Origin of the sequence: Vagococcus teuberi, from assembly GCF_001870205.1 — a bacterium.
GTDB lineage: Bacteria > Bacillota > Bacilli > Lactobacillales > Vagococcaceae > Vagococcus > Vagococcus teuberi.
The window spans coordinates 500,855-513,368 of sequence record NZ_CP017267.1 but is presented as its reverse complement, the minus strand read 5'-3'; the positions used below and the strand labels follow the sequence as shown (position 1 = coordinate 513,368).

General features: G+C 34.6%; 10 protein-coding genes. 2 read left to right on the top strand and 8 right to left on the bottom strand.

The genetic code is table 11. The features are described from left to right. Positions 1 to 237: 237 nt before the first annotated feature. The 3 genes from rny to BHY08_RS02440 all read right to left on the bottom strand — a co-directional run bounded on the left by rny (position 238) and on the right by BHY08_RS02440 (position 4,410). Positions 238 to 1,794 (bottom strand): ribonuclease Y, encoded by a 1,557-nt coding sequence (gene rny, locus BHY08_RS02450; protein WP_071456360.1) that lies wholly within the window; start codon positions 1,792 to 1,794, stop codon positions 238 to 240. Positions 1,795 to 2,037: 243 nt separating this feature from the next. Continuing rightward, the gene (recA, locus tag BHY08_RS02445; protein WP_071456359.1) at positions 2,038 to 3,096 is read right to left on the bottom strand and encodes a recombinase RecA; all 1,059 of its coding nucleotides are present in this window, start codon (positions 3,094 to 3,096) and stop codon (positions 2,038 to 2,040) included. Positions 3,097 to 3,195: 99 nt separating this feature from the next. Further along, positions 3,196 to 4,410: a CinA family nicotinamide mononucleotide deamidase-related protein gene (locus tag BHY08_RS02440; RefSeq protein WP_071456358.1), complete on the bottom strand. Its 1,215-nt coding sequence runs from the start codon at positions 4,408 to 4,410 to the stop codon at positions 3,196 to 3,198. A 144-nt stretch (positions 4,411 to 4,554) separates the two neighbouring features. Between BHY08_RS02440 and sdaAB the strand changes: the two genes are divergently transcribed. Together sdaAB and sdaAA are read left to right on the top strand one after the other, a co-directional pair. Beyond that, positions 4,555 to 5,214, top strand: coding sequence for an L-serine ammonia-lyase, iron-sulfur-dependent subunit beta (sdaAB, locus tag BHY08_RS02435; protein ID WP_071456357.1), 660 nt, complete (start codon positions 4,555 to 4,557; stop codon positions 5,212 to 5,214). Positions 5,215 to 5,227: 13 nt separating this feature from the next. Next, positions 5,228 to 6,097 (top strand): L-serine ammonia-lyase, iron-sulfur-dependent, subunit alpha, encoded by an 870-nt coding sequence (gene sdaAA, locus BHY08_RS02430; protein WP_071456356.1) that lies wholly within the window; start codon positions 5,228 to 5,230, stop codon positions 6,095 to 6,097. Positions 6,098 to 6,160: 63 nt separating this feature from the next. Here the strand turns inward: sdaAA and BHY08_RS02425 are convergent, their stop codons facing one another. The 5 genes from BHY08_RS02425 to BHY08_RS02405 form a co-directional block, all read right to left on the bottom strand. Then, positions 6,161 to 7,369: an NAD(P)/FAD-dependent oxidoreductase gene (locus tag BHY08_RS02425; RefSeq protein ID WP_071456355.1), complete on the bottom strand. Its 1,209-nt coding sequence runs from the start codon at positions 7,367 to 7,369 to the stop codon at positions 6,161 to 6,163. A 96-nt stretch (positions 7,370 to 7,465) separates the two neighbouring features. Beyond that, on the bottom strand, positions 7,466 to 7,759 hold the full coding sequence (locus BHY08_RS02420; protein WP_071456354.1) for a hypothetical protein: 294 nt from the start codon (positions 7,757 to 7,759) through the stop codon (positions 7,466 to 7,468). A gap of 69 nt (positions 7,760 to 7,828) precedes the next feature. Further along, positions 7,829 to 9,610 carry an excinuclease ABC subunit UvrC gene (gene uvrC, locus BHY08_RS02415; protein ID WP_071456353.1) on the bottom strand — a complete coding sequence of 594 codons (1,782 nt, stop codon included), beginning with the start codon at positions 9,608 to 9,610 and terminating at the stop codon, positions 7,829 to 7,831. 97 nt (positions 9,611 to 9,707) lie between these two features. Continuing rightward, positions 9,708 to 10,019, bottom strand: coding sequence for a thioredoxin (gene trxA, locus BHY08_RS02410; RefSeq protein ID WP_071456352.1), 312 nt, complete (start codon positions 10,017 to 10,019; stop codon positions 9,708 to 9,710). A gap of 85 nt (positions 10,020 to 10,104) precedes the next feature. Continuing rightward, the gene (locus BHY08_RS02405; RefSeq protein ID WP_071456351.1) at positions 10,105 to 12,477 is read right to left on the bottom strand and encodes an endonuclease MutS2; all 2,373 of its coding nucleotides are present in this window, start codon (positions 12,475 to 12,477) and stop codon (positions 10,105 to 10,107) included. Between the last annotated feature and the right edge of the window lie 37 nt (positions 12,478 to 12,514).

Sequence of the window (12,514 nt, the reverse complement as noted above, 5' to 3'; positions counted from 1 at the left end):
CATTACCATCGAACTCCCTTTATGTATTCAACTTATATCTTATCCCAACGAGAGTCTTTTTTCAACTATATATAGTGTTTTAATTTTATTTTTTAATTAAAAACCACTATATATAGATGAAAAGTTGATGTATTAACTTTTATTCTTGTCAATAAATTATTTTGTTTTCTAATTCACTAACAATACACATGAGACAATAAAAAAGACCCAGATTTCTCTGAGTCTTTTCAATAAATACTATTTAGCATAATCTACCGCTCGTACTTCACGAACAACAGTTACTTTAATGTGCCCTGGATATTCAAGTTCCTCTTCAATGCGTTTACGAATGTCATGTACTAAAATAACTGCTTCATCATCTGTTACTTCATTTGGTTTAACAGCCACACGTATCTCACGACCGGCTTGAATAGCAAAACTTGTGTCAACTCCGGGGAAGTCATTTGCAATACCTTCTAAACGTTCAAGACGCTTAATATAATTTTCTAATGATTCACTACGAGCTCCTGGTCGAGCAGCTGATAATGCATCGGCAGCAGCAACAAGTACTGAAATAACTGACGTTGCTTCTACGTCACCATGGTGAGAGGCAACAGCGTTAATCACAACAGGATTTTCTTTGTACTTACTTACAAGCTCTGTTCCAATCTCTACGTGTGAGCCATCAACTTCATGATCAAGTGCTTTACCAATATCATGTAATAATCCCGCACGTCTTGCTAGAGTGGCATCTTCTCCTAGCTCCTCAGCTAAAACTCCAGCTAATTTCGCTACTTCTATCGAATGATTTAATACATTTTGACCATAACTTGTTCTAAATCTTAAGCGACCAAGTATTTTTATTAAATCTGGGTGAAGTGAATGCACTCCTACTTCAAATGCTGCGTTTTCACCATATTCTCTGATACGTTCATCCATTTCTTTGCGAGATTTTTCCACCATCTCTTCAATTCTAGCTGGATGGATACGACCATCTTGGATTAATTTTTCTAAAGTTATACGTGCGATTTCACGTCTAATTGGATCAAAACCTGATAATACCACTGCTTCTGGTGTATCATCAATAATTAAATCAATACCTGTTAATGTTTCAAGTGTTCGTATGTTTCGTCCTTCTCGACCAATAATACGACCTTTCATATCATCATTAGGTAATGTAACAACCGTTACTGTTAACTCTGAAATTTGATCTGCCGCACTTCTTTGAATGGCTAATGCCAACATATTGCGTGCCTTGCGATCAACTTCATCTTTCACACGTTGTTCACTTTCTTTAATCAACATGGCTCTATCATGAGACAATTCAACTTTCATATCATCCATAATAATTGTTTGTGCTTCTTCTTTAGATAGACCTGCTATACGTTCGAGTTCTATCTCTTGCTTTTCAATTAGGGTTGATACCTCTTTTTCCCGCTCATCAATCAATTGCTTCCTTGAATCAAGTTTCTCCTCTTTGTCTTCAAGTGAGCGTTCGCGTTTTTCTAAAGAGTCATCTTTTCGATCAAGATTATTTTCTCTTTGTAATAGTCTATTTTCTTGATTTTTTAGTTCAGCTCTTTCTTCCTTCAGCTCACTTTCAATTTCTAATCGGTATTGTTGATTCAGTTCTTTTGCTTCCAACAAATGCTCTTTTTTTAGAGTCTCAGCCTCTTTCTTGGCCTGTCGAATAATTCCGGTGGCAGTATTATTCGCTCCTTCTATAGACTTCTTATGTCGAGTCATGGCAATAAAATAGCCAATTGCTAGACCTACAATTAAACCGATGATAGCAAGGAGTATCGTAGCAGCCATAAAAACACCTCCATACTATCTTTATTATTGTGTTATTCATAGATTTAAAACATATCATTATGACTAAATCGTATATAAAATATGAGTATATATATTTCTATACATTATATATTCTAATCTTTGTTAAAAGGAGTGTCAACTTAAAAAAAGATTCAAATATGAAAGAAAAAAATCAACTCCTCTATATTATCATCGATAAATAACACTCATTACTATTCAATGATCTATATAGGAGTTGATTTTTTAATCTTCTAAATCTAATGATACTTCTTCAGTTTTTTCATTTTCTTCGGTCGCTTCTTCTGGTGAAACTCCATCCATATTATATGCTAGACGAACTTTTTGATAAATTTCTTCTCTCATTTCTGGATGATCTGTCAGATATTTCTTCGCATTCTCGCGTCCTTGACCGATACGTTCTTCTTCATAAGAATACCATGCACCACTTTTGTTGACGATGTCCTTATCAGCAGCCATATCCAGTAGTTCCCCCTCTTGAGAGATTCCTTCACCATACATGATATCAACTTCAGCAATTCTAAATGGTGGCGCTACTTTATTTTTAACTACTTTAATTTTCGTTCTATTACCAATAATATCTGTTCCTGATTTTAATTGTTCTGCTCTACGAACTTCCAAACGAACAGTTGCGTAAAATTTCAATGCTCGTCCTCCAGGAGTTGTTTCTGGGTTACCAAACATCACACCAACTTTTTCACGAATTTGGTTAATAAATATCGCAATTGTTTTTGTTTTATTAATTGTTCCAGATAATTTTCTCAACGCTTGTGACATCAAACGTGCTTGAAGACCCACATGAGAATCTCCCATTTCACCATCAATCTCAGCTCTTGGTACTAAAGCAGCTACTGAATCAACAACAACAATATCAATTGCTCCACTTGAAACAAGTGCTTCAGCAATGTTTAGCCCTTGTTCTCCAGTATCCGGCTGTGATAAAAGAAGCTCATCAATGTTGACTCCTAAGGCACTCGCATATTTTGGATCTAAAGCATGCTCAGCATCGATAAACGCTGCTGTTCCCCCTGCTTTTTGTACTGAGGCAATAGCATGCAATGCAACCGTTGTTTTTCCTGAACTTTCTGGGCCATATACTTCAATGATTCTACCTCGTGGGTACCCACCAACTCCTAAAGCTGAGTCTAGGGCAAGAGAACCACTTGAAACAGTCGAAATCTGAGTATCAACTTTTTCACCTAGTTTCATCACTGAACCTTTCCCAAAATCTTTTTCTATTTTTTTTAAGGCAGCATCTAAAGCTGCTTTACGATTATCTGACATGTATGTACCTCCAGTTATATTTATCTCTTCACTTTATAATATACTTTTTTTTATTCAAAAAAGCAAGAAAAAAGCGAACAAATATTCGTGTGTTTTATTTTAACTATTTAATCGAATAAAATTATATGCGTGTTTAACGGCACCATCCTTCATATAAGCTAGATGACGTTTAAACACTCTTTTTTTACATACCACACCATTTTCACTAGCTAAGACAAACCAAACAGTCCCTTCTGGTAATTCATCATTTCCACGACTTAAATCTCCTAAGAGAACCATCACGTAATCTGTGCCAAACTTTTGTAAACTATATGTTGCTATTTCTTTTCCAAGCACCTCATCATCGTTTGTATCAAATGTTTTATCAAATACTGTAGTTAACATGTCTTTGTTCTCAAGAGCTAATCCAAATTTAACAACATCAGTCCCACCTTTCACCTCAATCCCTTTTGTAAAGAACTGTCCATCTGTTAATATGTCAATCACCGCAAGAGTTTTGCCCTTTTGTTTTAATTGATTAACAGCGACATCTTGTATGGTCAACTCTTCTCCATAGCCATAGAAGAATTCTTTCTCAATAGCTAATATTTTATCTTCCATTTCATCTAGTAAATGATTGGCTATTTGTAAATCTGAACTTTGCGCCGTAAGTCGTAACATTACTTCATTTGATTTCGCGTAGGGAGCCACAGTTGGATTAGTCTGTGCATCAATTAAATCAGATAAATCTGTCACAAGTTGTGATTCTCCTATATCAATAAATCGCAAATAACGTGATATTAATTCTTTATGATGTGGAGCTAGTTTTCTGAGTAAAGGTTTAGCAACCTGTTCAAACATAGCTGTCAATTCACTTGGTGGACCAGGTAATAGTAAATAATTAACATCATTCACCGTAATAAAAATTCCGCATGCAAGTCCTGTCGGATTTTTTAATGTGATCCCTTTCTTAAATGTTAGAGCTTGTTGTTTATTATTTTCAGGCATTTTTTTATCATTTGACGTAAACAGATGATAGATTTTTTCTAGAGATTCTTCATCATACTCTAGTGGTTCATGAATGAATTCACTCACCACTTCTTTTGTTAAATCATCTGTAGTTGGTCCTAACCCACCACATAAGATAACTAATTCACTTCTTGTAGATGCTAATTCTATTGTGTCCGTTAATCTTTTTTTATTATCACCTACCGTCGTTTCAAAATAAACTTCATAACCTAAATCTGCTAATTCTTTTGATAAATATGCCCCATTTGTGTTGACTATTTGCCCAAGTAGAAGCTCTGTTCCAACAACAATTAATTCTGTTTTCATCTATATTCCTCCACTCATAAATTAATATACGTTTTTTTCCATTTTATCACATTATATTTAAATAAAAAAAAGACTTAATTCAAGGTATAGAATAAGCTTTATGGTAAACTAAAACCAATGATTAAATAAATATGGAGGAAAAATATGGGTCAATATAATAGCGTTTTCGATATCATTGGACCAGTCATGATTGGTCCAAGTAGTTCTCATACTGCAGGAGCTGCAAGAATTGGTAAAGTCATCAGACGAATATTAGGTGAGCAGCCTTTATCTGTTGATATTTACTTGTATGAATCATTTGCTAAAACATATAGAGGTCACGGTACTGATATTGCCCTAGTCGGTGGGTTACTCGGTATGGAACCTGACGATGATCGTCTATCTAAATCTTTAGAACTTGCACATGAAAAAGGGATGGAAGTGGCGTTTATACCTAAAATTGAAAAAGCAGATCACCCAAACCAAGTTAAAATGGTACTTCGAACAAAAGATCGAACAATGACATGTACAGGAATTTCTATTGGTGGCGGATCGATTCAAATTTCGGAATTAAATGGGTTTAAAATTAATCTAGATTTTTCTACCCCAACCTACATTACTTTCCATCAAGATAAACCTGGAGTTGTTGCGAATGTGACACGGCTATTATCTGAAAAGAATATTAATATTAGTACGATGACATTAACTCGTGAAGCAAAAGGCGAAAAAGCAATGATGATTATCGAAGTTGATAACCGAGTAGAAGGTTTACTTGATTCATTACGACAAATAGAATATATTGATGCGGTTGATTTTTTCAACTAGAAAGGACACAGGAATGTTTGAAACAATTGAAGAATTAGTTATTTTAGCAAATGAATATGGTTCGCTTGCTGAAGCCATGATCCAAACAGAAATAGAAGTTTCACAGCGACCACGTGAAGTGATTATAGCTCACATGGAAAAAAATCTTTCCGTCATGTCAGCCTCAATTGAAAAAGGGGTAAAAGGGGTCACTTCCGTAACCGGTTTAACCGGTGGAGATGCTCCTAGAATGAATCAATATATTAATAAAGGTGATTTTTTAAGTGGTGAAACTATTTTACGTGCGGTGCAAAATGCCATGGCAGTCAATGAAGTAAATGCTGAGATGGGGTTAATTTGCGCCACACCTACTGCTGGGAGTGCCGGTGTAGCTGCTGGAGTATTATCTGCTCTAACAGATGAACGTGATTTAACAAAAGAGCAACAAATCAACTTTTTATTTGCAGCTGGTGCTATCGGTTTGGTCATTGCTAACAATGCCTCAATTAGCGGGGCTGCTGGAGGATGCCAAGCTGAAGTCGGATCAGCTAGCGCTATGGCAAGTGGAGCACTTGTTGAAACTTGTGGTGGTACACCTGAACAAGCATCTCAAGCTGTCGCTATTACTATTATCAATATGCTTGGTTTAATCTGTGACCCGGTTGCAGGCTTGGTAGAAATTCCTTGTATTAAGAGAAATGCTCTTGGTGCATCACAAGCATTTATTTCTGCCGATATGGCTTTAGCAGGAGTAAAAAGTGTCATTCCTGTTGATGAAGTCATTGAAGCCATGCATCAAGTGGGAATGCAAATGCCTTCTGCTTTTAAAGAAACTGCTGAAGGTGGACTAGCTGCCACTAAAACAGGTAAAAAAATTATGCATCAACTTTATAATAATAAATGATTTAATAAAACAAAAAACAGCAATCTTAAGTATAAATACTTAGAATTGCTGTTTAATTTTATCTTAATGATAATAATCAAATCGACCTTTTTTAAGAAGGGTTCCTGCTGTTCCTACCGCAAGAAGTGATTTATTAATAATGCTTTTCTTAACAATTGAACCCATATAACCTTTGACTTCTTTACCACCTAATATTTGTCCGATACCAACATTATTACCGATTGAAGCAACAGTACCTAAAGATTTGAAAGTAAAAGCTTCTGTTGGTTGGTTAGTTAATAAGCGAGCTAAGTTATTTGCAGCGGCTTCACCTTGTTTAATAGCAATTTGAGCTGTTGTTGGGAATGGTCTTCCAGACTCTTCATCCATCACAGCACTCACGTCACCGATCATGAAGATATCAGGATATCCTTCAACACGTAAATCTTTTTCAACCATTACACGTCCACGACGTTCAGAAAATCCAGATTCACCAACAACATGACTACCTTTAACACCCGTTGTCCAAATAATGGTATGAGCATGAACTTCTTTCAACTCACCATTTTCTTCGTAAACAACAGTATGCTCTTTGATTTCTTTAATTGGTGTTCCGACTTTAAACGTTACACCACGTTTTTTCAATACATCAATACCAAATTGACCAAGTTTTTCAGAGAACATTGGTAGTAATGTTGGCATTGCTTCAATACAAGTAATTTTCACTTTATCCATTGGAAAATTCATTGTTTTAGCTAATTTAGGAATACGATTTGTAATTTCTCCTAAATACTCAATACTTGTAAATCCAGCTCCACAAACAACGATAGATAAATCTAATTCATCTTTAGATTTTTGGTAGTTAGCTAATGCTCTATCTAGATGAGCTTGTGCTGCTTCAGCTGTTTTAATATTCACTAATGGTAACGAATAGTCATCAACACCTGGAATACCAAATGTTTCTGATTCAAATCCTAATGCCATCACTAAATAGTCATAAGCTAATTCACCAGTATTTTCTAATAAAACTTTTTTGTTATCTTTATCCACTTTGATAACAGTGTCCTTTAAGAACTGAACTTTCTTAGTATCAATAACATCAACAATGTTGAAAGTTATTTTACTGGCTGGTTCTGTTCCTGCTGCTACTTCGTGTAACTGCGTTGATTCATAGTGATAATCATTTTTGTTCACCAAAATGATATCAGCATCAACATTTTTCTTACTTAATTCTTTAGCTGTTTTTAAGCCTGCATAGCCTGCTCCCAAAATAACGACTCTAGGTCTGCTCATTTTTTATTCCCTCCAACTTTTATTCAATGGATACTATAGTTCTTTTTCACAAAAAAGTCAAAATATTTGACTGTGAATAAAAAAACAAATATTTTTCTAATTTTTTAGCGTTCGAGAGTAGTACCAAATACTGATTATTGTTACCAAACTGACAAATGCTCCATAAATCAGTAAGTGATTCACAAACTCACTTCTTGATAATCCAAACGAATTTAATTCAATTAAAATAACACCAAGACCTAAAACAAAAGCACTCATACTAAGTTGAGATGTTCTTGCTAATACTTCTAAACCTAACTGACTCTTTTTTGCTTTACTCACTTGGCGATAATAAATAAACATACTGGTAAAAATGATAACTAATGTAATAATTTGTATGATTAAACTCATGGTTAAAACTCCTCTGTTATCGAATTAAAAAAACACGTTATAAATTGTAACACTTTTTTGCTACTTTGACTATTTTTTTATCGTTTGAAAATGTTGGTATACATTGGTTGCAACAGTTTTTGGAAGGCCAGAATCAACTAAATCTTCAACACTTGCTTCCTCAATTTTTTTCATAGATTTAAATGTCGTTAATAGTTTTTTCTTACGTTTTGGTCCAAGACCTTCTATTCCGTCAAGTTTTGATGCGAAACTTGTTTTACTACGGGTTGAACGGTGGAATGTTATCGCAAATCTATGCACCTCATCTTGTATACGTTGAAGTAAAAAGAACTCTGAAGAACTTCTTTTTAAAGGCACAACATCTAAGTCTGGCCCAAATAATAATTCACTAGTTTTATGCTGATCATTTTTAGCTAATCCTGCAATTGGTATATCTAAACCTAATTGGTTATCAAGAACATCTTGAGCAGCATGTACTTGTCCTTTTCCACCATCAATTAAAATTAAATCCGGCATTGGTAAATTGTCCTTTATCACTCGTGAATACCTTCGATAAATCACTTCTTTCATTGAAGAATAATCATCTGGACCTTCAACTGTTTTAATTTTAAATTTACGATAGTCTTTTTTTGATGGTTTTCCGTCAATGTAAACCACCATAGCAGAAACGGGATCCACTCCCATAATATTCGAGTTATCAAATGCTTCTATTCTATTAGGCGTTGGTATTTTCATTGCTTGCCCTAATTTTTCTACAGCGCCAATTGTTCTATCTTCTTTTCTTTCTATTAAATTAAATTGTTCTTCTAAATATATTTTGGCATTTTTATTGGCTAGATTCACTAAATCTTTTTTCTCTCCGCGTTGAGGTTGTAAAATTTTAGTTGGAATCATCGCTTCGACAAGGCTTTTATCCAGTTCTTTTGGTAATAGTATTTCTTTAGGAACAAAATGGTGATTCTCTTGATAAAACTGCCCAATAAAAGTCAACATATCTTCCTCTGGCTCATTGTAAAATGGAAAATCAAATACATTTCGTTCAATTAGTTTTCCTTGTCTAACAAAAAAGACTTGAACAACCATCCACCCTTTGTCAGCATAATAGCCAAAAACATCACGATCGACAAAATCTGCATTCGTCATTTTTTGTTTGGTCATCACACTTTGAATAGACTGAATTTGATCACGATATTCTGCCGCTTTTTCAAACTCCATATTTTCAGAGGCTTTTATCATTTTTCCTTCAATTTCTTTTTGAATCTCAGTATAGCCACCATTTAAAAACTTTTTAATTTCTTCTACCATCTCTTTATACTTTGCTTCTACTACTGGGTTCACACAAGGACCTAAACATTGTCCCATATGATAGTATAAACACACTTCATTTGGTAAATTTTTACATTTTCTAAGTGGATAAATCTTATCAAGCAATCGTTTCGTTTCATTCGCTGCTTTTACATCTGGATACGGGCCAAAATAAATCGCATTATCTTTTAATACTTTTCGTGTAATTAACAGTCTCGGGGCTTTTTCATTTGTTATCTTGATAAAAGGATAGCTTTTATCATCTTTTAACATAATGTTATACTTCGGCATATTCTTTTGGATTAAATTTATCTCTAAAAGCAAGGCTTCCGTATTCGACTCTGTGATAATTGTCTCAAAATCTACAATTTCACTTACTAGTCGTTGTGTTTTCTCATCATGCGTCCCAGTAAAATAAGATCGCACTCGATTTTTTAAAATCTTCGCCTTACCAACATAGATGATGGTATTATATTTATCTTTCATCAAATAACAGCCTGGCTGATCTGGCAACAAAGCTAATTTATTTTTTATTCTTTCGTTCACTAGTTTAATCTCCTTGTACTCTCTCTTTATCAAGTATACAATTTGTTGAAAAAAAATCATTCCACAGTGATTATAGCACCATAGAATGATTATAATTTTAAAGATATTTATTAAATACTTGTTCTAATTGTGGTTTTTGTTGGACACCAATCATTTGTTCAACAACTTGACCATCTTTTTTAAGTAATAATGTTGGAATACTCATGATTCCGTGTGCTTGACTTGTTTGAGGATTTTCATCCACATTTACTTTAACAATTTTTACTTTGTCTTGGTATTCTGTTGCGATACCATCTAAGATAGGTCCTTGCATACGACATGGTCCACACCAAGGTGCCCAGAAGTCGACCAATACTAATCCTTCATCTGTTTCTGCTGCAAAGTTTGCATCTGTAATATTTTCTACCATATTCATTCATCTCCTAAATCATCTTTTACTTTATAAACTGATTATACCATCGGGGGTAGTAAAGAACTAACAATCTGCTCACTTTTTAGAAAGTCACAATTGTCGCACCGTCTCCACCTTGATTGCTAGGAGCAAAATTATATTTTTTTACTCGACGATTATTTTTCAAGTACTCTTGTACCCCTTGTTTTAAAGCACCCGTTCCGCGTCCGTGGACAATCGTTACTTGAGGATAACCTGCAAGTAACGCTGCATCAATGTATTGATCAACTTCTGCCAAGGCATCTTCATAACGTTTACCACGTAAATCCAGTTGAGTTGACACTGATTGACGACTGCCGCCACCATCACTTTTTACCGTTGAAACACGCATTTTAGGTTCTTTCTCCGGTGCAATTCGTGTCATGCCATCTTCTGAGACAGTCATCTTCAGAATACCTAATTGAACTTGCCACTCTCTATTGCCAACTTTCTCAATCAATGTTCCTCTTTGACCAAATGCTTCAACTAAAACATCATCACCAGCTTTAAATGATTTTTTCTCTTTCGCTTTTTTCAAGACTTTATTTTTCTTCAAGTGCGTTTCATCATGTTTTAGATTTTCTAATCCTGATTTAACTTCAATCAATTCATGTTCTTTAACAGATTGATTATTCCCTGTTCTTAATTGCATTTGACGAATTTCTTTAATCATTTTTTCTGATTCTTCTTGTGCTTTACTGATGACTTCATTTGCTTCTTTTTTCGCTTTATTCATCTCTTTTTCACGTTCGGTAAAGAATAGTTCATACGCTTCTTTTAAATCATGATAAAGATTTTCCGCCTCATCAGCATAGTGACGCATTTCCAAATATTCGGTTTCCGTCATTTTACGTTGATTTTCTAAATCAGAAATCATATCATTTAAATCTTGGCTTTCTCCGTCAATAATTTGTTTAGATTGCTCAATGATATCAGGAGATAACCCTAAACGTTTTGATATTTCAAACGCGTTACTTCGACCAGGAATCCCAATTAACAAACGATATGTTGGACTAAGTGTATCAACATCAAATTCCATACTAGCATTGATTGTATTCGGACGATTATAGCCATAAACTTTTAACTCAGGGTAGTGAGTCGTTGCCATAACATAGGCGCCGATTTCTCCCACTTTATCTAGAATAGAAATAGCCAATGCTGCTCCTTCTTGTGGATCTGTCCCCGCTCCTAACTCATCAAATAATACCAAACTATCTGAATCAAGATTATCTAAAATTGACACAATGTTTGTCATATGTGAAGAGAACGTTGATAAATTCTGTTCAATCGATTGCTCGTCCCCAATATCTGCATAAATATTTGAAAAGATTCCAATACTACTTTCTTCTTCAACAGGAATTGGTAAACCAGATTGTCCCATTAATTGTAGTAATCCTAATGTTTTAAGTGTAATTGTCTTACCACCTGTATTTGGTCCTGTAATAACGACAGCCTGATAATCTTTTCCAATCACGATATCATTTGGTACAACAACGTCTTCATCAATTAGTGGGTGTCTTGCTTGTTTAAGGTTAACATCCTTGTCCTCGCTCAATCTTGGCACAACAGCTTTTAATTGTTTTCCAAACAATGCTTTACTATTAATAAAATCAAGTTTTCCTAAGACATAAGCATTTTGTAAAATATCATGTCTGTAAGGTTCTAATTCATTAGAAAGTTCAGCTAAAATTCGCTCGATTTCTTTGCGTTCAGAAATTTGATGTTGTCTTAAACGATTATTAAATTCAACTACTTGTCTTGGTTCAACAAAAACTGTTTGACCAGATGCACTTTGATCATGGACAACACCACCAAAATGACTTCGGTACTCGCTTTTTACCGGGATAACATAACGATCATTTCTCATTGTCACAATCGTATCACTCAGATAATTCGAATTTTTCCCACGAAGAATCCCGTCAAGTTGTTCTCTCACCGCTTGTTCAGACCGTCTAATACTTTGTCGAATTTGTTTTAATTCAGGTGACGCGTCATCTGTTACAGTACCATCTTCATCAATTGCATGTCTGATTTCTTTTGATAGTTCTGGTAGAGCAATCATTTTTTCAGACCAGTCATACAAACGATATAATTCAATATCCGCATCCTTTAAATCATCAAAAAAATGTTGAATTTCAAGAACAGTTGTCAAGACACGGCCAACTTGTGCTAGCTCTAAACCATTTAGCATAGCACCAATTTCAATACGTTTCATATGTGGTTTGATGTTTTCTAAGATTGGCATAGGAATGCCCCCTCGTAAACGTAAAACAGTCAGCCCATCTTCCGTCTCCATTAATGCTTCTTCTATTTCATCATATGAGTGTGATGCTTTTAAATCATTAACATGCTCCAACCCAGATTTTGTTACAATATGTTGAGATAACATTTGTTTGACTTTATCAAACTCTAATATATCTTCTATTTTCTTTTTCACTCTATTTCACTTCCTAAAATCCGACTTATGTAAATAA